The sequence below is a fragment of the Salinicoccus albus DSM 19776 genome (assembly GCF_000385175.1).
Lineage (GTDB): Bacteria > Bacillota > Bacilli > Staphylococcales > Salinicoccaceae > Salinicoccus > Salinicoccus albus.
Map to the genome: position 1 here is coordinate 1 of NZ_ARQJ01000019.1, position 23908 is coordinate 23908.

The following is a 23908-nucleotide window of genomic DNA, read 5'->3' on the forward strand; positions in this document are numbered from 1 at the left end:
TACTACTAAGCGTTCATGAGACCTCACGGGATAAGTCATATATCTTTCTTCGTTTACCTGCAGGATTTACACCATAGGGTTACGGTTATCTTTAGGGACTTTGTTGTCTTAAGTCAACTCACCCTCCTACAATGCCTCATTATCCTGTTCCTATTCGTCAGGCCACGATTTCGCTATCGCTTCCTCTCCCCCACATCTCACGATGTGAAGCTTGCGAGTCGCTAGCTAGCTTCGTCGATAACTACGCGCTAAGAGGACTTTCACCCCAGATATATGACATGCCCGTCATACTTAAAAAGAGGGGGACAGCCTCGCTGTCCCCCCTCTCAATCCGATTTATCCAAGTCCCTGTTGTTTTTCCTTCTTCCTGATATTTAGAAATACCTTTGTTTCAGCTGCTACAACACCTGAGAGACCGATGAGACCAATCAAGTTCGGTACCGCCATAAGACCGTTGAATATATCCCCAAGATTCCAAACAGTCTCAAGTGACATAGTCGCACCAGGGATAATTGCAAGAACAAATATTATTCTGTATAAGAATGTAAGGTTATCACCGAAGAGGTAAGTGAAACACTTTTCCCCGAAATATCCCCAGCCGAGAATTGTTGAGAATATAAAAGTAAGCAGTGTCACTGCAATGATAACATCACCGATACCGCCAGGCAGTAACATTTCAAATGACTGTGCTGTAAGTGCGGCACCTTCTGTACCCGACGTGTACATTCCAGCCATTGTCAAAGAGACCCCTGTAATTGAACATACGACAATAGTATCGATAAAAACCTGTGTCATGGAAATGAGTGCCTGTCTGGCAGGTACATCCGTCCTCGCAGCCGCTGCTGCGATACCGCCTGTACCAAGACCGGCTTCATTGGAGAACAGCCCGCGGGCGACACCCATACGGATTACTGTTCCCAGTGCACCCCCTGCTACAGCGTTACCAGTAAACGCATCACTGAAAATCAAACCGAACGCTGCCGGCACATCTGCAAAATTGAAAATAAGCACAGCAACGCCTGTAACCAGATAAATCACAACCATTACCGGTACGAGCACACCCGCTGTCCTGCCGATACTCTTGACCCCGCCAAGCAGTACAAGTCCTACCAGTATTGTAAATATTAAACCTGTAACCCACAGTGGGATATTAAATACATCCATTGCAACATCTGAGGCCGCATTTGCCTGAATCATATTCCCTATGCCGAATATCGCAGCAAACACTGCAAAGATAGCGAAAAGAACACCGAGCCATTTTTGTCCAAGCCCATGTTCCAGATAATACATCGGGCCCCCGGACATCTCACCTTTTGCGTTGAGCCGACGGTATTTCACCCCTAAAATTCCTTCAGAATATTTAGTAGCCATACCAACAAGCGCAGTGATCCACATCCAGAATACTGCACCCGGCCCGCCAAGTACTACTGCGGTCGCAACACCGACCACATTGCCGGTACCTACAGTTGCTGCAAGCGCTGTCATTAAAGCTTGAAAATGTGAAATATCCCCTTTACTTTTTTCATCTGATTTACTGAACGCCATCTTCAATGCATGCGGCAGCATCCTGAATGAGAAAAATGCAATTCGAATTGTCAGGAATACACCTGTGCCCACTAAAAAGATAATTAACGGCAGACCCCAGACGAAGGTGCTGACATCCGCTGCAAAATCTGCAAACCATTGACCCATTTAATTTCCCCCTTAATATGTAACATATAAATAAACTTATAAGAGTTTTCAGAAAATGTCAATAAAGGGGGTGAAATAAATGAATCAAAATTGCTCAGTCATTGTTTCACTATATATCAAAATCACTTTTTCTTATGCGGTAATTTCTGAAGACGCGGCTGCCGATTAAACCGACGATAAATGAAATGCCTGCACATATCAGACCATATAAAATCACCCGGGCTGCCGGATTATAACCAAACATGACCAGGAAACCTGCAGTTGGCGTTGCTGTCCCCGGCGCACCATTAATCAGTCCTGAAAAAGCAATCACCATACCGCACAAACCGCCGCCAATAAAATTGGTTGCATAGATAGGCACCGGATTTGCAGAGATCAGGTCCGCTTTAGATAACGGTTCTATCGCCACTGAAATGACTGACCTTATATCGCCGATATTCAATTTATGAAACAGCGTACTGTTTAAAAATGCGGATCCAAAAGCAGCCATACCACCCACTGCCATAGGGATTCCTGTCAATCCAAGCAATGCCGTCAATGCCATGGAACTCAGCGGAGAAGTACCGACTACTGTAATGATACCGCCAAGCAGCAGTCCCATAATCAACGGACTCGCTTCTGTAGCAACTTCTATAATTGAACCGATCCTGAGCAGTGAACCGTCTACCAGGGGTGTGATCAGCATGCCAATCAATCTGGCCAGCGGAACAATCGCAACGACCACTACTATGAAATCAAGTCCATGGGGGATCTTTTCCTCAAGGGCCTTGACGACAAAGGAAATCAGATAGGCGGCAATGAATGCCGGAATCAGTCCGATACCGCCGAACGATACCGCTATAATCGCTGAATTTAAAGGGTTCATACCCATTGTTAAAGCAACCAGGAACGCCGCAATAACGCCGCTTAATAAACCTGCCTGCGTGCCGGCTTCCTGAAAGAAGGGGAGACCGAAAATATCCCCGATCACAAAGGTTTGTAACGCCTCGACTAAAAATGTGGCAATGGCTGCACTTGCCAGCGCTCCCATCACCTGACCCCCGTTAGGGGCATAATGTGTAAACACAGTAAAAAATACCAGTATAAGCACTAACAATGAAATACCTGTTATCTGTTCCATTCTTTCTTTCTCCTATCACACTAATTGTCAGCACTTATCATTTATAAATACCATTGTTCATCATCCATCAAATAATCTGCTGCAGCGCCACCGACCGCCTGGGCTGCAATCAGCAAAGATTTTTCATTAATGTCAAACTTGGAATGATGGTGCGGATATACCTCACCTTCAGGCGAGGCATCGATACAGATAAAGACAGAGGACCGTTATTTCGAATAATATGCAAAGTCTTCAGACGGCGGCTGAAGTGCGCAACGCTCCATGCCTTTAACAGAAGAAAAGTTCCCTATTCTAATAGCATCTGCAAATTTTCAATTGACATAGAACAGCTCCAGACAAGCTTAGAATAATAGAATTATCATATCAAAATGCCCATGTGAAATGCAATTATAACTCTAAAAATGCACTGGAAAGTGAAATTTTATATTAAAAAGCCAGAAGAATTCCGGCTTAGTCTTCAAAGTATTTTAGTCTTCCACTTCAAACGCCGATTCAAGGTGACCCTCTTCTTCCAGATCAGAGAGGAAATCATAGACTTCCTGGGAAGTCATTGCCTCCTGAACCGCCCGCATGGCCTCTGAATCCTGATTATCTTCGCGCGCAACCAGCGAGATTGCAAATGTATTTTCTACATCTTCCTCCAGGAAGACTGCGTCATCTGGGGTAAGGCCAATACTCGCGATATAGGTGGGAAGATTAAAAACCAGTTCAATACCGTCTTCATATGCACCCGTCAGATTCAGAAGATCAATGTGAGTGAATTCAAAGTTATATGGATTTTCCTGAATGTCATCGACTGTCGCAAAATAGCCAGCTTCGGGGTCAAGTGTAATCAGATCATGCTGTTCCAGAGTCAACAATGCACGCGCTTCATTTGAAGAATCGGAAGGAATGGCAACTTCTGCACCGTCTTCGATATCTTCGATCGAATCATAAACCGGGGAATAAAATCCGACGATTGCATCGTAAATCGGCTGCATGGCAACCAGATTACCATCACGCTCTTCATTGAATTTTTCCATGAAAGGCTCATGCTGCGCGAAATTGGCATCTACTTCTTCGTTTAGCAGCGCTTCGTTATACTGTATATTGTCGGAAACCTCGACAAGTTCAATTTCATATGGCTCCTCGATATTATCCGCGGCAATTTCCACCACATCTGTCATGGGTTCCAGGTGTGAGGCGATTTGTATCACCTGTTCCCCCTCAGAACCTTCTGCATTCTCTGCAGTCTCTTCCTCACTGTCGTCATTAGTGCTACAACCCGCCAGCATTAATGCCAGACCACTAAAAAACAAAACTTTTTTCCACATAAATATTTTCTCCTCTGTATATAAAATTAGCGCTTATCCAACTTTGCAGCGAGCTTGAGCCCAAGCCACTGGATGAAAATGACAAATATGATGATAACTATTACAGAAGTGTACATGATATCTGTTTCATATCTTTGGTAACCGTACCGGATAGCAAAATCACCGATACCGCCGCCGCCAACAACTCCCATTATTGTCGAATAGGAGATGAAACTGACAAAAGCTGTTGTAAAGCCGATGATCAGCGAACTTCTTGCCTCGACGTATAAGAATTTCCAAACCAGCTGCGGCGTTGTCACACCCATTGATCTTGCGGTTTCCAGAACACCTTTCGGGACATCATGCAGAGACTGTTCGACAAACCTTGCGTACAGAGCGATTGCGATCACCATCATCGGAAATGATGCCGCTACCGGGTCGCCTGTGGCACGTCCGTAAAAATACCGGATCAGCGGCTGCATAACAACAACGAGCAGCAGGAATGGGAATGAACGGACAATGTTGACAAAAATATTTGCAATCTGATATAGAAATTTATTTTCAAGCGGGTTACCTTTTGAAGCTAAAAACAATATTGTGCCTAAGGGCAAACCCAGAGAAATGGCGGCAACCATTGCAAACATCATCATGATACCCGTCTCGTACAGGCTTTCCAGTAAAGCCGGCGTATACTCAACCACCCGTTGTATGTACCCAGTCAAGGTCTCAGCCATTTTTTAACACTGCCAAAATCCGATCATAATAAGATTGTTCACTGTTCATCCGGGTGGGTTGCTCAACATCTATGATATCTATCAACTTCCCTTTTTCAAGTACTGCCGCACGGTCACATAATTGTTTTATGACATTCAATTCATGCGTCACAATAATAACTGTCATACCAAATTCCATCTGTGCACGCCTCAGCACATCTGTAATTTCCTCTGTTGTTTTCTCATCCAATGCAGACGTCGGCTCATCACAGAGCAGTATCTCCGGGCGCGTGACCAATGCTCTGGCAATGCCCACACGTTGTTTCTGGCCGCCGGACAATTCAGCAGGAAAACTGCTGCGTTTATCATCCAGACCGACAAATTTTATCACTTCATCTAAGGGCAGCGGATGGTTGTATCTGTGAAGTTCCAAAGGGACTTTAATATTATCTTCCACAGTCTTATTGCTGAGCAGATTAAACTGCTGAAATATCATCCCGATATTTTTCTGATGTGTCCTCAGCCGCCTGCCCCCCAAAGTTGCAACATCTATATCGTCGACAACGATCTGGCCTGCATCAGGTTTTTCAAGTGCATTGATAAATCGCATTAAAGTAGATTTGCCCGCGCCACTCTCGCCTATTATACCAAATATCTCCTCACTCTTGACCGAGAGGCTCACATTATCTACCGCTTTAAAATCACCGTCCTTATCAACAAATGATTTTGTTACATTATTAAACGCTATCAATTCCTCTCCTCCTCACCTTTCCCAATAAATATAATGATAACATAACGATTAAGCTGTTTATCAAAGCTTTTCAATCGTTTGGCCTGGAAAATCAATAAGCACTCCGCTTCAATGGATTTAGGAGCGGAGTGCTTATTTAATCGTCATCATAATCATCGTCGTCATCATAATCGTCGAATTCTATATAATGATTATTTTGATACTGTGTATTATATTCCCGGAGCTGCTGGGCAAATGCTTCGAAGTCTGCCACTTCATCGAACTCTTTTTCAAACCAGAGCAGTTTAGTCACTTCCCCATTTTGGGCGTTGATTGTAACCAATGCACCTTCGTCATCGTCGACGCCCTGGATTACCTGGTAGGCGCCGGGATGGCTGTTTTCATTCAAGGATGAATAGATATACCAGCCGCCGACTTCCCGTGCAGCAATATCCCGGGCTTCTGCATCTGAAATCATTGTTTCTTCTTCCGCTTCAGCGGCTTCTTCAGAAGTTTCATTTTCCGCATTCTGTTCTCCGGATATTTCGTCAGAGGACTCTTCGGACGGTTCTCCAGCAGTTCCCTCCGTATTCGCTTCTTCCGGCTGCTCTGTCTCCTCAGACTGTATATCCTCAACAGTACTGTCGTCTCTGTCGATTTTGATCTGATAACTGTGTGTATCATCATTGACGGTTACGATATAGAATGCTTCATCTTCAGTCTTCGAAATATCTTCAATCTCTCCCGAGTACCGGTCACTGACCATTGCCTCCGCCTCCTGTTCACCGATGTAATCCCCGTTTGACTGACTGAAAAGCAGGATGCCGGCACCCAAACCTGCAATGACAACAAGAACAGCAATCCATAACTTATTCATATTCCTCATTACTGTTCACCTTTTCAATAATAAGTTTAAATGCAGTGCCCACATTTTCCTCGCTGTCGACCCTTATTTCTATACCGTTCATATTCGCAAGCTCCCTGGCGATTGACAGACCCAGTCCTGATCCGCCTGTTTTCCTGTCTCTGACTTTGTCGACTCTGTAAAAGCGGGTAAATATTTGATCCAAGTCCTCTTCAGGTATCCCGAGACCTCTGTCCTGCACCGTTATTTCAACGTTATTTCCCTTGCCTCGGATATCAATGGAAATCTTCTCTGAGCTGTATTTATAGGCGTTATCTATGAAGATTTTAATCAACTGATCGAAAGTATCCCTGTCAACGAACCCGAGTACGTTTTCATCATCTGCAACGACTTCAATTTCCCTCTCATATACTGATTCCAACCGTCTGGCAACATCGCTGATCAACTTGTACATTCTGATCGGCTCCTGATTGAATGATTCATCTTCACGGTTGACCCTGGCAAACGTCAGCAGCTGTTCAGTCAAGTATTTCATCCGTTCCGCTTCACTGCTGATAGCATTAATACTTTCATCGAGGACATCTTCTCTCGTTTTACCGAAACGGTTCAGCATCCGGCTGTAGGAACCGATGACAGTAATCGGGGTCTTCAGTTCATGCGACGCATTCATGATAAATGCCTGCTGGTTTTCATCATGTCTTCTTAAATCTTCCATCATGTCATTAAATGATTCAGAGAGTTCTTTTAGTTCCCTGGTATCATTTTCATTGGTTTCAATCATCGTGTAATTGCTTGTATCTTCAGTTTTTTTCATCTTGTCAATAAGCGTGTTTATCGGTTTTATAATATTATCGGTAATCACACGGTTCATCAGGAAAACGACAACCAGAATGATAATGGTGGAAACAATTAATATCCAGCGCAGAATATCGAATGTTTCATACAGAAAGTATACGTTCTCATAAATTTGAAGTGAATGAACTTCTCCATTTTCCCAGATGATCGGCATTGACGCCATGACAAAGTGTTCCCCCGCATGTTCCACTGACTGTGTGTATTGAGAAGTGCTGTAAGGCTGGCTCATATCTGCATATTCAGTTTCTGTTGCAATACGGACAATCGGGTTGTTTTGTTCATCCACAACGGTGATAAAGCCATCTGACAAAAGATAGGCCTGGAGGACGGCCTCGCTGTCAATGTTGTTGGCATTGGCATTTTGAATTTCCTGTGTAATGTTGATACCGCGGTTTTCCAACTGGCCCATCTCTGCATTCAAAGAAAAATTCTTGTAAGAGAAATAGACAAAAGTATTGATCAATATAACAACGATAACCGTCATTACAGTGATATACAGTTGTATCTTCGTTCCGAGTTTCATCGCGTCAATCCTTTACTATATAGCCAATACCTCTAACGCTCGAGATAATAGAGGGCTTTTCCCTGTCCACTTTCTTCCGGATATATCTAATATAGACATCCACGGTATTGGTATCCCCATAGTAGTCAAACCCCCATACAGCTTCAATGATCTGTTCACGTGACAATGCCTGGTTCTTATGTTCAATGAGGTAATACAGCAGATCGTATTCCTTCTGGGTCAGAAAAATCAATTCGTCATCGATATATACTTCACGCGCCATGGGAACGATTCTAATATGACGGCATTCAATTTCTACAGCAGTGTCCGTCTCAGACAACGTCTTCTGTTTTAATTGCGTACGGATGCGTGCAAGCAGCTCTTCAATTTCAAACGGCTTCGTCATGTAATCACTGGCACCTGAATCCAGCCCGCTGACCTTATCCATAACGGCATCTCTGGCTGTCAGCATGATCACCCTTGTATTTGCATCTTTCTGCCTGATTCGCCGCAGCACTTCAAGCCCGTTCAGCTCGGGAATCATAACGTCCAACAAGATTAGGTCAAATGAAGAGCTTTCATATTTCTCAAGCGCTGTTTTACCTGTGTAGGCAATTTCAACTTCATATTCTTCATATTCCAATTCCAATTGGATCACCCGTGCGATTTTCTCATCATCTTCAACAATTAATATTCTCTCCATATGAACCCCCAGCATCAATCAAACGAAGTTTCTTATTACATCAATTATAGCATGGAAGCGCATCAATAATTAACTCGATATTTATAAATATAATTAAAAGTCCGGATCCTCTGATCTGAACCCGGACTTTACTAAGGATGAAGCGCTGATTAGTCCTCCTGTTCAACCTCAAGAACCTCTCCGTCAGCTGCCTTGACTTCTACTTCGTACTCGGTACCGTCAGCATCCAGTTCTATTTCAAACTTTCCGTCGTCCTTTTCCCAATCGTCAACTTTACCGCCGCCCACTTCATTTTGAGCAATTTCAATCGCTTCCTCTGAACTTACCGCACTCTTACTGTTGGACTTTTGATCACTTTGATTTTTCTGCTCTTGTTCGGAAGCATTTTCTTCAGTCTGTTCATCTCTGTCGTTGTCACCATCATAATCTTCTTCTATAATTGAAAGATCTTCTGCGTTAATATCCACTTCGTATTCGTCACTGCCATTGTGCATTTCGATTTCGTAGTAAAGAACGCCGTCATCTTCATCCAGTTCCACTTCCTCTACATCTCCGTCGAAGTTTTCCTTAGCTGCTGCTGCCGCTTCTTCTTTCTTGTGGATATCACTGTTTCCTTGTGCTGTCTTCTTTTCCGCTTCGTCATCCCTGTTATCATTATCATCATCTTTGTCGAAATCTTCCTCTAAAATTGTCAGATCATGGGCATTAACATCCACTTCATATTCGTCACTGCCATTATTGATTTCAATCTCATAATGATAGAGCCCGTCATCTTCATCCAGCTGTACTTCCTCAACTTCGCCTGCAAAATTCGAGATGGCAAGATCAACGGCTTCCTGTGCTGTGTGAAGATTATCGTTCGCTTCCTCTGCGGCCGCTACTTCAGCTTTGCCTTCATTGCTTTCCCCCTGCCATTTTAAATTTGTCTCCGCATTGACGCTTGAGCATGCTCCCAATACCAGCGCTGACGCCAAAGTGCCGATAAACAAAGAATTTTTCTTAAATGCCATTTACAACGCCCTCCTTTTATTTGGTACTTTTAGTTTAACCGCTGCCAGCTAAAGGAGAGTTAATGAAAAATTAAAAAACGATTAAAGAACATTATCATTCTTTAACCGTTCATTATAAACTGTTCAAATCAGATCAAGACGATCCTTATAACATTTCCTGCAGACGGGCACATACTCTTCGTCCCCGATCTGTATGGTTTCTCCGACGTTCACCGGCTGGCCATCCATCATACGCAGGTTTAACGTTGCTTTCTTATTGCAGTACTGGCAGATCGTTTTCAGCTCATCAATCGCATCGGATAACTCCAGCAAAGTTTTACTGCCTTCAAACAATTCATTCCTGAAATCAGTCTTCAAGCCGAAACAAATCACCGGAATATCCAAATAGTCCGCAATATCACTCAAACGATGTACTTCCGTCTTCGATAAAAACTGCGCTTCATCCACAACCACTGCATGAACACGAGTCACCTCATGAATTGTTTCTACTTCTTCGTAGACACCTTCGTGCATATATTCGCATAAAAGTTCCAGTCCAATGCGGGATTTAATCTTTTTATAGCCGCTTCTGGAATCCACCGGTGTTGAGTACGCCAGGCACTTTTTCCCCTGCGTAGTATACTGATGGTGGGTCGTAATGATCTGATTGCTCTTATTGCTCTGCATTGTGCCGTATCGATAATAAAGTTTTGCCATCCCAAAAATGTCTCCCTCAGTATATGTCTCTATATACCACCGTATAATTTTAAAGGCTTGAACCCCCGCAGAACATGATAACACAAAAGTGACGGAGCTTTTATCGAAGCGGCTGGTCATGCATGTCTGTCAAACGGGACAATCTGATAAAAACAGCTGAACTGCTCTTCTATGAATACGGTTTTCGCGGCATCGGTCTGGCACCCAATATAGTGATTGATAAAGAAATAAAAAACAATTGTATGCAGAAGTGATTAAAGGACCATGATTATGGATAAAGTACAGTATTACTTATTAAAGGAGAATCATTGATGCGGGAATATACGAAACAATTTATAAACGGGGAATGGAGAGACAGCGCAAGCGGTGAAGCCATTGATGTTGTAAACCCTGCGACCGGAGAGGTCTTCGGCAAGGTAGCCAGAGGCAACAGTGAAGATGTCGACAAAGCTGTCGAAGCAGCACACAACGTATATGTTGAATTTCGGAACTCATCTGTAGAAGAGCGCCGCGCCATGCTGGACAGAATCGCTAAAGAATACGAGAACCGTAAAGATGATCTGATTGAAGCGATTACAGATGAACTCGGTTCTCCGATAGAAAAATCTGAAAAAATTCATTATCAAATGGGACTGAACCATTTTGCTGCTGCACGTGATGCTCTCGAAAATTTTGAATTTGAAGAGCAGCGCGGCGACGACCTCGTGGTCAAAGAAGCCATGGGCGTTGCCGGATTGATTACTCCATGGAATTTTCCGACGAACCAGACATCACTGAAATTGTCAGCTGCTTTTGCAGCAGGCAGTCCAGTTGTCTTAAAACCTTCAGAGGAAACCCCTTTTGCTGCTGTGATTTTAGCTGAAATTTTTGAAGCGGCAGATGTACCAAAAGGTGTATTTAATCTCGTCAATGGAGATGGCGACGGTGTCGGCACCCCGCTCAGCGAGCATTCAAAAGTACGTATGATGTCTTTTACAGGTTCAGGCAGAACGGGTTCAAAAATCATGCAGAAGGCCAGCGTAGATTTCAAGAAAGTCTCCCTTGAACTGGGTGGAAAATCCCCGCTGATTATACTGAATGATGCAGATGTGGATCAGGCTGCATATACTGCCGTACAAAAAGTCGTCAATAATAGCGGCCAGGTATGTACAGCAGGTACCCGTACCTTAATCCCTGAGTCGATGAAAGATGAATTTCTGGACAAAGTAAAAGCACAGATGGACTTGATCAAGGTCGGAAATCCAAGAGCAGAAGGTGTCAAAATGGGTCCGCTGATCAGCCAGAAGCAGTATGACACCGTACAATCCTATATCAACAAAGGCGTTGAAGAAGGCGCGAACCTTTACTACGGCGGTCCTGAACGCCCCGACGGACTGGATAAAGGGTTCTTTGTCAAACCGACAGTATTTACAGACGTTGACAACCAGATGGATATTGCCCAGGAGGAGATCTTTGGTCCAGTAATGTCTGTCATCACATATAAGAATCTGGATGAAGCAATTGAGATTGCTAATGAAACTAAATATGGACTGGCCGGATATGTCTTCGGTGAAGATCAGGAAACACTAAAAAAAGTAGCCCGTTCCATTGAAGCAGGAACAGTTGAAATCAACGGCGCACCCGGATCGCCGAATCTGCCATTCGGCGGCTACAAACAATCAGGCATCGGCCGTGAATGGGGTGATTTCGGCATTGAAGAATTCCTCGAAGTCAAATCGATAAAAGGGTATTTCGCATGATATACAGCCGGTTCCAATCTGTGTGAGGATTGGAACCGGCTGTATACATCAAATATTTCTGGAGGAAAAACTATGAAAAAATTAATCAAGCAAAAAGAATCTTTCCTGAATGACATGCTCGATGGTCTGAAATACAGAGACACGCAGATAGAAATCATTGAAGAGACGGTCGCAGTCAGAAAAAACAAGAGAGACAAAGGTGTAGCAATAGTATCCGGCGGCGGCAGCGGCCATGAACCTGCACATGCGGGCTATGTAGCTCATGGTATGCTCGATGCAGCAGTCTGCGGTGAAGTCTTCACTTCCCCAACCCCGGATAAGGTACTGGCAGCAATTAAAGCCACAGACTGCGGCGAGGGGGTGTTACTCGTCATAAAAAACTACGCCGGGGATGTGATGAATTTTGAAATGGCTCAGGAGATGGCAGAAGCAGAAGGACATCGGACAGCTTCAGTCATTGTGAGGGATGACATTTCAATCGATAATGAGGAACAGCGCCGCGGCGTAGCCGGAACGATACTCGTTCATAAATTTGCCGGCTACCTGTCGGAACAGGGGCTCTCCCTTGAACAGATCAGGGAAAGGACAGAAGAGATGATGACTGGCCTTTATTCCATAGGAATGGCGGTACAGCCCTGTCTTGTGCCGACCACCGGTGCATATGGTTTCGATCTGGCAGAAGACGAGATGGAAATAGGTATTGGCATTCATGGTGAAAAAGGTATCTACAGAGAAAAGATTGAAACGGCAGACAGCATAGTCAATCGCCTGCAGGATGAGATATTCAAACATACAGACAGCAGCCATCTGATTGTTATGGTCAACGGTATGGGTGCAACGCCTGACAGTGAACTTAACATTGTCACCAAGTATGTAATGGAAGGGTTGGAGTCAAAGGGAAAATCCGTATCCAGACTGCTTGTCGGCAACTATATGACATCACTGGATATGCAGGGCTTCTCACTCACTGTCGTTGAACACGATGATTATCTTGCTCAAGCGTTGAATGCACCAACAGAATCGAAACATTTCTAATGAAAGAAGGAAATATTATGAATGCTGAACAGCTCCTCACACAGCTCAATGGATTAAAAGCAGTATTTGAGGAAAAGGAAGATGAATTGACCCAGCTGGATCGTGAAATTGGAGACGGAGACCACGGTGTCAATATGAAACGGGGATTCAACGCAGTCGCGGAGAAAGTGTCTGACGGTTCTGCACAGGATATTTTGAAGCAGACCGGGATGACGCTGATGAATTCGATCGGGGGCGCCAGCGGCCCATTATACGGCTTCAGCTTCGTCAAAATGAGTGAAGTCGCAAAAGATGAAATCGACAATGATAATCTGATGGAAATGCTGGAAGTCTTCAGTAAAACGGTGGGCGATAAAGGCCAAGTGGAAGCCGGGGAGAAGACAATGTATGACGTTATTGTAAAATCCGCCAATGTTTTACGTGAAACAGGCGGGTTACGACTGAAAGATTTACAGCGTCTCGCTGATGAAACTGAAGACATGATTGCCACAAAAGGGCGTGCCGCATACTTTAAGGAAGATTCAAAAGGAACCGTGGATCCCGGCGCACAAAGTGCCGTTTATATCATTCATGCACTGGGAGAAGGTGCCGGCAATGACTGAAATACTGATTATTAGTCACAGCAGCCATATTGCGGAAGGTACAAAAGCACTTGTAGAACAAATGGCAAAAGATGTGACAATACGCGCTTCAGGCGGTGTGGATGGCAGCATTGGTACAAACAGCGCACAGATTTCCTCAATGTTGAATGATGTAGAGGAAGATACAATCTGCTTCTATGATATCGGCTCCAGCCTGATGAACCTGGAAATGGCAGTTGAAATGTATGATGGGGGCCATAATATCCATGTTTCAGGCGCCCCCTTAGTCGAGGGGAGTTTCTTAGCAGGTGTAGAGATTAGCGTCGGCACAGATACTGAATCTATTATGGAGAAACTTTCTGAAATGCAAAAATAGAATATCACTGTATTTCAGTTCAATAATTTGAACTTTATTTAAATCTAAACTATTATATTCTAGGATATAATAATATGGTATGTGAAGGAGAAATAAAATGATTCATTATCTGTTAAATGCATTCATAGGCAAAACCATGTTTGATGGCGGCATCTCGAAAGTTCAAAATAAAGGCCAGATGGGCGAAGAATTTGAACAGGAATTCAATGTTGATGATAACCAGATGAAAGTTGCCGGATACTTGGAAACAGCCGGTGCCATCTTTATGCTCATATCTTTCCTCGGCAAAACATTCACCCGGATAGGGGCAGTGTTTCTGAATGTCATTCTGGGAGTTGCAATCTTTAAACACCTCAGAGCAGGGCATGGTTACGAAGGCAGCAAAAATGCACTTAAATTTTTCGGATTGAACACGTTAAGCTTCATTGAGACATTCCGTACAAACAATAAGTAGTTTTACAAAAAGCCACGAATTCAAAGATGAATTCGCGGCTTTTTTTCTGATGGCATAAAAAAGATGGCCTCTGAAACAGAGACCATCCGTGATAACCTATTTTCTTTCTCCAGAAGTTATTCAAACTTGACGCTAAAGGGGCTGTTTTTCGATTAGCATCCTCATAAGAGTATATCCTAGTGTCCTTCGTGCCCGTCATGTTCTGTATCCTGCTGTTCTTCTTCACCCGGAGCACTTCCTCCTTCATGGTCGCCGCCCCCGTGATCATGTGTAAAACCAAATGACATGGTGAACAATGAGCCGGCAATGACGATTGATGCAATCACAGCGGAGTGAATTATCATATTCCATGGAGCGTTCGTCGCACCGCTTTCTGTGATATGCATGAACATGAACAGCTGTATGCCTGCCTGTATGACCGCAAGTACCATGATTGCAATGATAATCCACATGGTCGGCAGCCCGGAAGACAATGCTGTCCAGGCAGCAACAATGGTCAATATGATCGACAAAGCAAATCCGACGATATGATTAATTGGATAGTTTTTATTATTTTTCGCCATTTAGACCACCATCCCTATCAGATATACACCCGTGAATATAAAGATCCAAACAACATCAAGGAAGTGCCAGTATAAACCTAAGATAAATACCTTTCTGTTTGTTACTGCGGTAAGACCCCTCTGTTTCAGCTGTATAAGGATGGCTATCATCCATCCGATACCGAGAGTAACGTGGACACCATGTGTGCCTGTCAATATGAAAAACCCTGACCAATATGCGCTCGACTGCAGTGTTGCTCCTTCGCTTGCATAATGAACGAATTCATAAATCTCAAATCCTAAAAATGTAAGACCCAGAGCAAGCGTGATGAAAAGAAAGATCATTAATCCTTTCAAGGAACCTTCACGCATGCTGTGAATTGCCAGCCCGCAAGTGAAACTGCTGGTTAAAAGTATGAATGTCATGGTAAGTGCGATTCCGGGCTGGAATAATTCCATCGCTTCCGGGGAATCCGCGGTACGTCCAAACAATACTGCATATGTGGCAAACAAAGTTGCAAACAGTGCAACCTCAGCAGCTACAAATATCCAGAAACCAACGATGCTCATCTGACCCTGCTCTGTACTGTACTCCAAAGGCAAAGTGTTATTGTTATTCTCTGTCATCGTCAAGCCCCCTCGCCCTGCGTTCATTTTCTCTCAGTTCATCTACCTCAATATGGTAGCCTTCATCGTAATCAAACGAACGGATGAACATCATCACGATGGTTGCGATCAATCCGATGACTGCCAGTGTAATCCATTCAAAGACTAACGCGAAACTTGCAAAGAAGAGGATCGCCATCATGATGAAGGGCTGTCCCGTATAGCTTGGCATATGAATTGATTCCAGCTTCTTCTCATCGAAGGTCGTTTCTCCATCTTCTTTCATGTCGATCAATGTATCGTGAGTTCTCACGTTTTCAGGTAATGTCGCAAAATTGTATTTAGGCACCGGTGTCGGCGTTGCCCATTCCAATGTACGGCCGTATTGCCAGTCATCACCCGGCAGATCTCTGGTGCTGTACCTGAAGCTGTAGATGACGCCGAATACGAAAACCATGAATCCAAGGCCCATAGTAAATGCACCGACTGTAGAGATAAAGTTCAATGTGAACCACTCGGGTCCAACTGTGAACACTCTCCTTGCCATGCCATCCAGGCCGAGGAAATACTGCGGGAAGAAACATACATGGAATCCGATGAGGAATAACCAGAACGCCCATTTTCCAATTTTTTCATTAAGCTTGTGCCCAAACAATTTTGGATACCAGAATACAAGTCCTGCAAAGCTGGCAAACACTGTTCCTGGAATCAGCACATAATGGAAGTGTGATACAAGGAAGTATGTGTTGTGGTACTGGTAATCGGCTGCAGCCATACCAAGCATGACTCCGGTAACGCCACCGATTGTAAAACTTGGTATAAAGGCGAGCGACCAAAGCATTGGCACCGGGAATATTATTTTAGACTTATACAAGGTCGCCAGCCAGTTGAATATCTTCACTCCGGTTGGAACCGCAATTGCCATTGTCGTGATGGAAAAGATTGAATTGACGAAGGCGCCTGCACCCATTGTGAAAAAGTGGTGTACCCATACAACGAAACTGAGTCCAGCAATAAGTATAATTGCCCAAACCATCGTTTTGTATCCAAATAATTGTTTCCTGGCAAATGTTGCAATGATTTCAGAGAAAATCCCGAATGCAGGCAATATTACGATATAAACCTCAGGGTGTCCCCACAACCAGAATAAGTTTGCCCACATCATCGGCAGCCCCTCACCAGCAAGGGTGAAGAAGTGTGACCCGAAAATTCTGTCGACGGTCATCAATGCGAGCGCCACTGTCAAAATCGGGAAAGCAAATACGATAATGAATGATGTAATAAGCGTGGACCATGAGAATATCGGCATTTTGAACAGTGTTATACCCGGTGCCCTCATCCTCAATATTGTCACCATCAGATTGATACCTGTGGCAAGCGTACCAATCCCTGATAGCTGCAGCCCCAGCAGGTAGAAGTTGATGCCGGGTCCAGGATTCAATACCGCCCCAGCCTGAGGCGCGTAGTTTGTCCATCCAGTGTCCGGTGCACCACCGATGACAAATGAGATATTAAACAGCATCGCTCCGAAGAAAAGTGACCAGAAACTGAGCGCGTTGACATAAGGAAAAGCGAAGTCCCTCGCACCGATCTGCAACGGTACGACGACGTTCATCAAACCGATCAGAAACGGCATTGCCACGAAGAAGATCATAATTGTGCCATGTGTTGTAAATACTTCATTATAGTGTTGGGAATTCAAGAAATTCATGTCTGGAAATGCAAGCTGCAGACGCATCATGAGAGCGTCGACACCAGCACGGAATATCATCGCCAGCGCCACTAGAATGTACATGACACCTATTTTTTTGTGGTCAACTGTAGTTAACCATTCCTGCCAGAGCCATTTCCACTTTTTAAAGTAGGTTAACAGAAAGACTATTGCTGCAGAGACTACGGCAATAGCAACCATTCCGGCATATATCAATGGTTCCCCGGTAACAAAAAATTCATCCAATTGCATTACTCACTACCTTCTTTCTGCTCTTCATTAATTTCATCCGGTGCAAAACCAGGCTCGTTTTCCAAATGAATTTCTTCACCGTATTTCTCAGCATGCCGTTCAACGGCATAATCCCTGCCATCATTTGAGCCATGGTCTACAAAGTCCAGATGTGTGCCGGAATATGCCATCTCATCAGTCAGGCCAGGGGCAATAATTTCATCATATTCACTCTGTGTGAGTTCCGGTGCTTCATTCTGCACATTTTCTGCCCATTCATTAAATTCATCTTCGCTCTGTGTATGGACATTGAATGTCTGAGCGGCAAATCCTTCACCCGTGAAGTTTGCATTTCTGCCTTTATAGACGCCTTCTTCATCTGCCTGGAGATAGAGTGTATTTTCCATGCCTGCCATGGCATATTTCTGACCGCCAAGCTGCGGCACCCAGAAAGAGGCCATGGCTTCGGTGGAAGACAGCCTGAATTCGACTGCCCGATCGGTAGGAATATGTAGATAGTTCACCGTTTCAATATCCTGTTCAGGATAGCTGAATATCCATTTCCAATCGGCAGCAGTTGCATAAACAACAATCGGCTCCTTATCGTTGCTGGATTCCGGCGGTTCTTCCAATGCAAATATTGTATTTATTGTTGGAATTGACAATGCGATAACAATCAATACCGGGATAGTAATCCAGATCGTTTCAATCAATGCATTTCCATGCTGCTCCGGTTTATAGTCTGACTCTTTCCTGTTGGGGTTATTTGCACGATATTTAAATACCACAACGGCGAAAATTGTGTAGACAACCACAATGATGCCGAGCATGAAAATCACTGCATATAATATTAAATTCTTTTGGCTTTCACCCACCGGTCCGATGGGGTCAAGGACTGCTATTTGTTCACAGCCTGCCAAAAAAGATGTAAAAACAAAAAGAGCTAGAGTGAACCATTTTTTATGCAATGAAACTTTTTTTCCTTTCATTCCAATCACTCCAATTATTAAATATAAATAAGTTTATGATACTTTCACTAATACACTTTATCAGTGTTGAGAGGCGATTTAAAACAATTACACAAAAAAGTCATATAAAAGTAACGACATTGTAATAGTTTGTGAAAAATTTAGACAAATATTTTACTTTATTTACCTGCTCATACTTTTCTTTTGAATTATTGTTCATCATACAGCTCCTTTCGGGGTTATCGGCTGGCTGCCCCAGATTATGCCAGTGATACAGATGTATATCCGAACATATAGTCATCATTCCTCTGCATACTGTTTTCAAATCATGTTCCGTTTTCTTTTTCAACTTCTCAAGGTAATATACTCATCACAGTAAAAAAACACATATGAAATCTTGTCTGCACGTGTTGCATTGTTTGATGTTATTCAGCATCAGCGCTACACTTGAGGTATCAGCAAATAAGGATGGTGGAAAAGCAATGAACAATGAACAGATCGTACTTGCCAAACGACCGGAAGGCATGCCTGACGATGACACTTTCAAATACGAAACAATAGACATCCAGGAACCGGCAAAGGGGGAAGTCACAGTTCAGTCCATATATGTGTCCGTCGATCCGTATATGAGGGGACGGATGTCAGCCGCGAAATCTTACACCGCTGCATTCGAGGTAGATAAACCGCTGGAAGGCCATATTGTGGGCAGGATTACTGAATCAAGAGCAGAGAGTTTGCAAAAAGACGATTATGTGACAGGAATCCTGCCATGGAAACGTTACAACACTATTTCTGCTGAACACTTGAATAAAATCACGTCCGGAGATCTGCCGCTTCATTTGTACTTGAGTGTCTTAGGTATGCCGGGACAAACCGCCTACCATGGGCTGCTCAAAATCGGTAAACCACAGGCGGGTGAAACTGTAGTCGTTTCAGCAGCATCCGGTGCTGTCGGGTCAATTGTCGGACAGATCGCCAAGATCAATGGCGCCCGTGTAGTGGGGATCGCCGGCGGTAAGGAAAAGACGGAGTACCTCACTTCAACACTCGGATTCGATGCGTCTGTCGATTATAAAGACCCTGATTACCCGCAGCGGCTCGAAGACGCTGTATCTGAAGGTGTCGATGTGTACTTTGAAAATGTCGGCGGCCCCATTTCAGATGAAGTATTCAAGCATCTTAATAAATTTTCAAGAATTGTTGTCTGTGGTGCCATATCCGCCTACAACAACCCTTCCGAAGATATCGGCCAGCGGATACAGCCGATACTTATCAAAACCCAGACCCTGATGCAGGCGTTTATCGTGGGCAATTATGCGGAGGACTTCGCCAATGCCGATAAACAACTCAAAGAATGGGTTAAAGATGAAAAGATTAAAACTGAAGTCTCTGTAGAAGAAGGTTTTGAAAATATTCCAAATGCCTTCAGGAACCTATTTGAAGGGACGAATTTTGGCAAACAGGTTGTGAAGGTTGCCGAAGAATGAATGTAAGCGTCTATGCTGCCATAGACGCTTTCAAATTTATGCTGCAAAAATTTTTTATCCAATTGTAATTGAAAAACCTTGTTTATAACGCCTGGCGTCACTTTTTAAAATATTGATTTGAAAGGCTTTTAAACTTATTAGCAACGCTTAAGTAACGCCGTTGAAAATGTCTGGATTCACACAATATCAGGAGGTTACATATGACTCAATGCACGCACTGCAGCACACCATGGAGCGTTAGGGATAAAATCAGGCGACTTGTGACATTCTCCCAAGGGTTGCCGTGCCCTTACTGTGGCACAATACAATATTATTCATTAAAGTCCAAAATAAGGAGCAGTTACTTCATATTTCCGATGCTGCTCTTTTTCTTCATCCCTGGATTTCTCGATACACCATGGCAGCTTCATATTCTGATTGCAGCGGTTGGATTATTTGTCACTATAGTTCTACAGATCAAGACAATTGAATTAAGCGATAAGGAAGAGTACCCGTTTTAATCGTTTACTATGAAATTATAATGCCGTTATTGGAAATCAAAAACGGCATTATAATTTATCTACTCAGCTGGATGATGCTGGACAAATACTTCAAGCGTTGTCAGTTCTGCTCCCAGGATCGGACTGTTTTCTGACGCCCCCGCTTCGGATGCCTTGGTTTCATGTGCTTTTTGTGTTGACCTGCTTGCTCTCCAGGCTTCAAAGTGTGAATGGTCTTCCCATGTCGTACATACCTGCAGTTCATCATACTCCTCGGTATTTTCTTTAACGAGTACTTCCATGAATACGAATCCTTCAAATGTATGGACTGCTTTAGGCTCTGCAAATCTTTCTTTAACTTCATCTGCTCTTCCTTTTTTAATGCGTAGTGTGTTCACTGCTTTGATCATTTTCCTGCCTCCTCGTATAAGTTTCTTCTCCCAATATACCATTTATCATTCGCTCATTTGTTACAGTTAATTGTCCGTTTACTTGATTTTTTCATTTGCAAACAACGCTTTTTTCTATGTGGAAACACTGGTATCAAAAGGATTCAAAACTGTGACATTGGGTATTTAACATTAAATAAGGTTGCCTCCAATGTGTATATTTGCTATTGTAGATCACGTTGTTTCTAACAGTCTTAATTATCTTAATTACATCAAAATCCCGTAAAGGAGAGAACTATGAAGAATTCCAATGAGAAAAAATCCATTAGAATTTCCAAAGTATTTACATTCGCAGCCATTATTGTGAGTGCTTTAGTTGTACTTGGTGCACTCTTCCCGGATCAATTTGGCAGCATTTCCGGCACCGTTTCAGCCTGGGTCACTGATTACTTCGGCTGGTATTATATGATATTAACTACAATAATCGTCTTTTTCTGTGTGTTCCTCATACTCAGCCCGATAGGCAAACTGAAACTTGGAAAGCCCACCGATGAACCTGAATTCAACACGATTTCTTGGCTGACGATGCTGTTCAGTGCCGGAATGGGTATCGGTCTGGTATTCTACGGTGCTTCGGAGCCAATGTCCCATTTTGTTGCCCCGCCAACTGCGGACCCTGAAACTGAGGCGGCCATATTGGAGTCCATGAGATCAACTTTCCTTCACTACGGCATCCACCCTTGGGCGGTTTATGGTGTAGTGGCACTGGGACTGGCCTATGCACAATTCAGAAAAGGCGAACCCGGCCTCCTCTCCAAGACATTACGGCCGGTGTTCGGTAACAGAGTCGACGGCCCCTTAGGTATTGTGATAGACGTCCTTGCCGTATTCGCCACTATTATCGGGGTCGCCGTTTCACTGGGTGTAGGTGCACTGCAGATCAACGGCGGCTTGAATTACCTGTTCGATGTCCCGAACAATACTTTCGTACAGGGCATCATCATTGCAGTTGTTACCGTACTCTTTATGATCAGTGCATGGAGCGGTCTGAGCAAAGGGATCCAATACCTGAGTAATTTGAACATGGGGCTCGCTGCCATACTATTCGCAATCCTCATTATCATCGGACCGACAATGCTGATTTTAAACATCATGACAAGTTCCACAGGATCTTACCTGCAGAACTTCTTGTTCTCCAGTTTCGATGTCGCTCCCCTGAATGAGCAGAAAAGCACATGGATGGCTGACTGGACGATCTATTACTGGGGCTGGTGGATGAGCTGGAGTCCTTTCGTCGGTATCTTTATCGCCAGAATTTCAAGGGGCCGTACTGTACGTGAATTTGTCATGGCAGTGCTGTTTGTACCTACAATTGTCAGCATTCTCTGGTTCAGCGTTTTCGGTGTCACCGGCATTGATATCGGACAGACAGTACCTGAAATATTGGGAATGGCACCTGAAACACAGCTTTTCGCCATCTTCAATGAACTCCCGCTGGGCTCAGTATTATCCATTGTAGCTATACTGCTCGTGTCATCATTCTTTATCACTTCAGCAGACTCGGCAACATTCGTCCTGGGTATACAATCGTCATTCGGTTCACTAACCCCGCCCGCCAGAACTAAGCTGTTCTGGGGAGTTGCCCTATCATCTATAGCGTTTATACTTCTGTTGGCAGGCGGAGAAACGGGACTGAATGCATTACAGTCCGCAGCAATCATTTCAGCACTGCCGTTCAGTGTGGTTGTAATACTGATGATGATTTCATTCTACCGGGCTGCCAACTATGAAAGAAAATATCTTGGATTATCCATTACACCAAACCGAAAACGTTACGAAGCTTATAAAGACCAATCCACTGAGGAACATTTAAAAGAAGTGGATGCATTCATCGAAGAAGAGGAAGATGAGACGACAGGTATCTAAGCCTATAGAAAGTCACAAACCCGGCAAAATTCGCCGGGTTTTCTTCTGAAAAATTTCGTTTATTAATGAAAACTACTTAAACCAGCTGCAGAAACAAACTAGAACATTTGGAAAAGTATTCTAATATCGGTATAAGATGGCTGTAAGCCCGTGAACCTGTTCATAATTTTTTATACGTGTTAATATATTCATGTTAATATGACAACTGATGAAGGATAGATTGAGTATGAACAACTTAAAGCACTATGGTTATGCCAGGTATGATTTAATGGAAAATCTGAATTATGAAGGTATCGAAGCGGATTATGAAGCGCTGTTAAAATATTTTGAAGATCTGCCGGCAGATGATTATGCACCGGGTCTGAACAGATACAGAAGATATTCCAGGGCGCTTGTGCTCCCGAATTCAGGCAGTATAGAATGGCTGCCCACGGTAAAGAAAGATGACAGAGAGTACTCTGCCTATTTCCAGGGAAAATTTAATCCGGAACATCCCGGAGACTATCGTGAATTTCATACCATCTCCTCTGATATCCAGGATAATAAACTGCTTCAGGAAATTATCATGGCGAATTACAGGCAAACGTTCTGGGAAAAAGAAGACATGATCATGCCGATTCATGTTGGTGTACATTTTGTAAAACTCCGGGTTGTGAACGATGATGAAAAAGCAGTATCCTCGCCAAATAATCTTCACCAGGATGGTGAACCATTCACCTTTGCACACCTGATTGAACGCAACAATGTAAAAGGAGGCACAAACACAATAGCCCTTCCCGAAGCCAAGGGGAGAGTGCCTGAAGATGTCGATCAGAACGACCTGCATGAAGTGTTTGAAATTACAAAGCCACTAGAGTCATACGGCGTTCATGATCCACAGGTGAGTCATTATGTCAGCCCTGTAGAAAAGGGCGGTGAAACAGGCACCGGCGAACGGTCTGTCATTCTCATCGACTACCAGCTGACAGTTGTGGCGGATATGGATTAATCCATAGTCTTTCAGTCATGAATATATGATTTTGCATATAGAAAGACAGGGGCTGGGACTTTTGTCCCAGCCCCGAATTTATATTTTTATAACGACTTCTCACAAAGCAGATATTTAGCTCATACAGCCACTGGTCAGAGTCACTTCTTTTATGTTCCTGATGTTCATAGAGCACCTGAAATAAAAAGTAACAGCAGGGCAGGGTCACAGCTCTTCCG

The 23908-nt window shown here is 43.7% G+C and carries 25 protein-coding genes and 1 pseudogene; 10 read left to right on the forward strand and 16 right to left on the reverse strand.

Translation table 11 applies throughout. The annotated features are described in order from the left end of the window. Positions 1–336: 336 nt before the first annotated feature. The 11 genes and pseudogenes from G343_RS0102475 to G343_RS0102525 all read right to left on the reverse strand — a co-directional run bounded on the left by G343_RS0102475 (position 337) and on the right by G343_RS0102525 (position 10178). A complete protein-coding gene (locus tag G343_RS0102475) occupies positions 337–1692 on the reverse strand; it encodes an alanine/glycine:cation symporter family protein (RefSeq protein ID WP_020006526.1) in 1356 nt (451 codons plus the stop codon). Positions 1693–1801: 109 nt separating this feature from the next. Further along, complete coding sequence (locus G343_RS0102480; protein WP_020006527.1) at positions 1802–2812, reverse strand: PTS sugar transporter subunit IIC; 1011 nt, start codon at positions 2810–2812, stop codon at positions 1802–1804. A gap of 41 nt (positions 2813–2853) precedes the next feature. After that, positions 2854–3078, reverse strand: a pseudogene (locus G343_RS15685) (amidohydrolase); the annotation flags it as partial. A 201-nt stretch (positions 3079–3279) separates the two neighbouring features. After that, positions 3280–4125, reverse strand: coding sequence for a MetQ/NlpA family ABC transporter substrate-binding protein (locus tag G343_RS0102485; RefSeq protein WP_020006528.1), 846 nt, complete (start codon positions 4123–4125; stop codon positions 3280–3282). Between the two features lie 26 nt (positions 4126–4151). Then, a complete protein-coding gene (locus G343_RS0102490; protein ID WP_020006529.1) occupies positions 4152–4838 on the reverse strand; it encodes a methionine ABC transporter permease in 687 nt (228 codons plus the stop codon). After that, positions 4831–5568 (reverse strand): methionine ABC transporter ATP-binding protein, encoded by a 738-nt coding sequence (locus G343_RS0102495; RefSeq protein WP_020006530.1) that lies wholly within the window; start codon positions 5566–5568, stop codon positions 4831–4833. Before G343_RS0102495 ends, G343_RS0102490 begins: the two co-directional genes overlap by 8 nt. Positions 5569–5704: 136 nt before the next feature. Then, the gene (locus tag G343_RS0102505; protein WP_020006532.1) at positions 5705–6433 is read right to left on the reverse strand and encodes a PepSY domain-containing protein; all 729 of its coding nucleotides are present in this window, start codon (positions 6431–6433) and stop codon (positions 5705–5707) included. Beyond that, entirely contained in the window at positions 6417–7790 is a 1374-nt protein-coding gene (locus G343_RS0102510; protein WP_020006533.1) for a sensor histidine kinase, read from the reverse strand. Before G343_RS0102510 ends, G343_RS0102505 begins: the two co-directional genes overlap by 17 nt. 4 nt (positions 7791–7794) lie before the next feature. Next, complete coding sequence (locus tag G343_RS0102515) at positions 7795–8472, reverse strand: response regulator transcription factor (protein ID WP_020006534.1); 678 nt, start codon at positions 8470–8472, stop codon at positions 7795–7797. Positions 8473–8621: 149 nt separating this feature from the next. After that, positions 8622–9482, reverse strand: a complete 861-nt coding sequence (locus G343_RS0102520) for a PepSY domain-containing protein (protein WP_020006535.1) — start codon at positions 9480–9482, stop codon at positions 8622–8624. A gap of 123 nt (positions 9483–9605) precedes the next feature. Further along, positions 9606–10178, reverse strand: coding sequence for a thymidine kinase (locus G343_RS0102525; protein WP_020006536.1), 573 nt, complete (start codon positions 10176–10178; stop codon positions 9606–9608). A 122-nt stretch (positions 10179–10300) separates the two neighbouring features. On the opposite strand from G343_RS0102525, the gene G343_RS15815 reads away from it, so the two are divergent. The 6 genes from G343_RS15815 to G343_RS0102555 all read left to right on the forward strand — a co-directional run bounded on the left by G343_RS15815 (position 10301) and on the right by G343_RS0102555 (position 14363). Then, positions 10301–10432, forward strand: coding sequence for a hypothetical protein (locus tag G343_RS15815; RefSeq protein ID WP_020006537.1), 132 nt, complete (start codon positions 10301–10303; stop codon positions 10430–10432). Positions 10433–10489: 57 nt separating this feature from the next. Then, positions 10490–11917 (forward strand): aldehyde dehydrogenase family protein, encoded by a 1428-nt coding sequence (locus G343_RS0102535; RefSeq protein WP_020006538.1) that lies wholly within the window; start codon positions 10490–10492, stop codon positions 11915–11917. Between the two features lie 72 nt (positions 11918–11989). Then, positions 11990–12952 carry a dihydroxyacetone kinase subunit DhaK gene (gene dhaK, locus G343_RS0102540; protein WP_020006539.1) on the forward strand — a complete coding sequence of 321 codons (963 nt, stop codon included), beginning with the start codon at positions 11990–11992 and terminating at the stop codon, positions 12950–12952. A 17-nt stretch (positions 12953–12969) separates the two neighbouring features. Beyond that, positions 12970–13554 (forward strand): dihydroxyacetone kinase subunit DhaL, encoded by a 585-nt coding sequence (gene dhaL / locus G343_RS0102545; protein WP_020006540.1) that lies wholly within the window; start codon positions 12970–12972, stop codon positions 13552–13554. Continuing rightward, positions 13547–13909 carry a dihydroxyacetone kinase phosphoryl donor subunit DhaM gene (dhaM, locus tag G343_RS0102550; protein WP_020006541.1) on the forward strand — a complete coding sequence of 121 codons (363 nt, stop codon included), beginning with the start codon at positions 13547–13549 and terminating at the stop codon, positions 13907–13909. Before dhaL ends, dhaM begins: the two co-directional genes overlap by 8 nt. A 97-nt stretch (positions 13910–14006) precedes the next feature. Then, positions 14007–14363 carry a DoxX family protein gene (locus G343_RS0102555; protein ID WP_020006542.1) on the forward strand — a complete coding sequence of 119 codons (357 nt, stop codon included), beginning with the start codon at positions 14007–14009 and terminating at the stop codon, positions 14361–14363. Positions 14364–14539: 176 nt separating this feature from the next. Here G343_RS0102555 and qoxD read toward each other — a convergent pair whose 3' ends face one another. The 4 genes from qoxD to qoxA are packed head-to-tail and all read right to left on the reverse strand — an operon-like array spanning position 14540 to position 18442. Beyond that, positions 14540–14926, reverse strand: a complete 387-nt coding sequence (gene qoxD, locus G343_RS0102560) for a cytochrome aa3 quinol oxidase subunit IV (RefSeq protein ID WP_020006543.1) — start codon at positions 14924–14926, stop codon at positions 14540–14542. Then, complete coding sequence (gene qoxC, locus G343_RS0102565) at positions 14927–15532, reverse strand: cytochrome aa3 quinol oxidase subunit III (protein ID WP_020006544.1); 606 nt, start codon at positions 15530–15532, stop codon at positions 14927–14929. Beyond that, a complete protein-coding gene (qoxB, locus tag G343_RS0102570; protein WP_020006545.1) occupies positions 15519–17474 on the reverse strand; it encodes a cytochrome aa3 quinol oxidase subunit I in 1956 nt (651 codons plus the stop codon). Before qoxB ends, qoxC begins: the two co-directional genes overlap by 14 nt. Then, positions 17474–18442: a cytochrome aa3 quinol oxidase subunit II gene (qoxA, locus tag G343_RS0102575; RefSeq protein ID WP_020006546.1), complete on the reverse strand. Its 969-nt coding sequence runs from the start codon at positions 18440–18442 to the stop codon at positions 17474–17476. The genes qoxB and qoxA overlap by 1 nt, the downstream gene beginning before the upstream one ends. 461 nt (positions 18443–18903) lie before the next feature. Here qoxA and G343_RS0102585 point away from each other — a divergent pair, with 461 nt between their 5' ends. Further along, complete coding sequence (locus G343_RS0102585) at positions 18904–19908, forward strand: NADP-dependent oxidoreductase (RefSeq protein WP_020006548.1); 1005 nt, start codon at positions 18904–18906, stop codon at positions 19906–19908. A gap of 200 nt (positions 19909–20108) precedes the next feature. Next, a complete protein-coding gene (locus tag G343_RS14160; protein ID WP_020006549.1) occupies positions 20109–20408 on the forward strand; it encodes a TIGR04104 family putative zinc finger protein in 300 nt (99 codons plus the stop codon). A 59-nt stretch (positions 20409–20467) separates the two neighbouring features. Here G343_RS14160 and G343_RS0102595 read toward each other — a convergent pair whose 3' ends face one another. Continuing rightward, a complete protein-coding gene (locus tag G343_RS0102595; RefSeq protein WP_020006550.1) occupies positions 20468–20797 on the reverse strand; it encodes an antibiotic biosynthesis monooxygenase in 330 nt (109 codons plus the stop codon). 276 nt (positions 20798–21073) lie between these two features. Between G343_RS0102595 and G343_RS0102600 the strand changes: the two genes are divergently transcribed. Both G343_RS0102600 and G343_RS0102605 read left to right on the forward strand, forming a co-directional pair. After that, complete coding sequence (locus G343_RS0102600) at positions 21074–22702, forward strand: BCCT family transporter (RefSeq protein WP_020006551.1); 1629 nt, start codon at positions 21074–21076, stop codon at positions 22700–22702. Between the two features lie 226 nt (positions 22703–22928). Beyond that, positions 22929–23690 carry a 2OG-Fe dioxygenase family protein gene (locus tag G343_RS0102605; protein WP_020006552.1) on the forward strand — a complete coding sequence of 254 codons (762 nt, stop codon included), beginning with the start codon at positions 22929–22931 and terminating at the stop codon, positions 23688–23690. Positions 23691–23908: the final 218 nt, after the last annotated feature.

What these genes read in the sequence shown, in the direction of transcription:
- G343_RS0102475 (WP_020006526.1), bottom strand. Translation starts at nt 1,692, where the DNA reads ATGGGTCAATGGTTTGCAGATTTTGCAGCGGATGTCAGCACCTTCGTC.
- G343_RS0102480 (WP_020006527.1), bottom strand. Translation starts at nt 2,812, where the DNA reads ATGGAACAGATAACAGGTATTTCATTGTTAGTGCTTATACTGGTATTT.
- G343_RS0102485 (WP_020006528.1), bottom strand. Translation starts at nt 4,125, where the DNA reads ATGTGGAAAAAAGTTTTGTTTTTTAGTGGTCTGGCATTAATGCTGGCG.
- G343_RS0102490 (WP_020006529.1), bottom strand. Translation starts at nt 4,838, where the DNA reads ATGGCTGAGACCTTGACTGGGTACATACAACGGGTGGTTGAGTATACG.
- G343_RS0102505 (WP_020006532.1), bottom strand. Translation starts at nt 6,433, where the DNA reads ATGAGGAATATGAATAAGTTATGGATTGCTGTTCTTGTTGTCATTGCA.
- G343_RS0102510 (WP_020006533.1), bottom strand. Translation starts at nt 7,790, where the DNA reads ATGAAACTCGGAACGAAGATACAACTGTATATCACTGTAATGACGGTT.
- G343_RS0102515 (WP_020006534.1), bottom strand. Translation starts at nt 8,472, where the DNA reads ATGGAGAGAATATTAATTGTTGAAGATGATGAGAAAATCGCACGGGTG.
- G343_RS0102520 (WP_020006535.1), bottom strand. Translation starts at nt 9,482, where the DNA reads ATGGCATTTAAGAAAAATTCTTTGTTTATCGGCACTTTGGCGTCAGCG.
- G343_RS0102525 (WP_020006536.1), bottom strand. Translation starts at nt 10,178, where the DNA reads ATGGCAAAACTTTATTATCGATACGGCACAATGCAGAGCAATAAGAGC.
- G343_RS15815 (WP_020006537.1), top strand. Translation starts at nt 10,301, where the DNA reads ATGTCTGTCAAACGGGACAATCTGATAAAAACAGCTGAACTGCTCTTC.
- G343_RS0102535 (WP_020006538.1), top strand. Translation starts at nt 10,490, where the DNA reads ATGCGGGAATATACGAAACAATTTATAAACGGGGAATGGAGAGACAGC.
- dhaK (WP_020006539.1), top strand. Translation starts at nt 11,990, where the DNA reads ATGAAAAAATTAATCAAGCAAAAAGAATCTTTCCTGAATGACATGCTC.
- dhaL (WP_020006540.1), top strand. Translation starts at nt 12,970, where the DNA reads ATGAATGCTGAACAGCTCCTCACACAGCTCAATGGATTAAAAGCAGTA.
- dhaM (WP_020006541.1), top strand. Translation starts at nt 13,547, where the DNA reads ATGACTGAAATACTGATTATTAGTCACAGCAGCCATATTGCGGAAGGT.
- G343_RS0102555 (WP_020006542.1), top strand. Translation starts at nt 14,007, where the DNA reads ATGATTCATTATCTGTTAAATGCATTCATAGGCAAAACCATGTTTGAT.
- qoxD (WP_020006543.1), bottom strand. Translation starts at nt 14,926, where the DNA reads ATGGCGAAAAATAATAAAAACTATCCAATTAATCATATCGTCGGATTT.
- qoxC (WP_020006544.1), bottom strand. Translation starts at nt 15,532, where the DNA reads ATGACAGAGAATAACAATAACACTTTGCCTTTGGAGTACAGTACAGAG.
- qoxB (WP_020006545.1), bottom strand. Translation starts at nt 17,474, where the DNA reads ATGCAATTGGATGAATTTTTTGTTACCGGGGAACCATTGATATATGCC.
- qoxA (WP_020006546.1), bottom strand. Translation starts at nt 18,442, where the DNA reads ATGAAAGGAAAAAAAGTTTCATTGCATAAAAAATGGTTCACTCTAGCT.
- G343_RS0102585 (WP_020006548.1), top strand. Translation starts at nt 18,904, where the DNA reads ATGAACAATGAACAGATCGTACTTGCCAAACGACCGGAAGGCATGCCT.
- G343_RS14160 (WP_020006549.1), top strand. Translation starts at nt 20,109, where the DNA reads ATGACTCAATGCACGCACTGCAGCACACCATGGAGCGTTAGGGATAAA.
- G343_RS0102595 (WP_020006550.1), bottom strand. Translation starts at nt 20,797, where the DNA reads ATGATCAAAGCAGTGAACACACTACGCATTAAAAAAGGAAGAGCAGAT.
- G343_RS0102600 (WP_020006551.1), top strand. Translation starts at nt 21,074, where the DNA reads ATGAAGAATTCCAATGAGAAAAAATCCATTAGAATTTCCAAAGTATTT.
- G343_RS0102605 (WP_020006552.1), top strand. Translation starts at nt 22,929, where the DNA reads ATGAACAACTTAAAGCACTATGGTTATGCCAGGTATGATTTAATGGAA.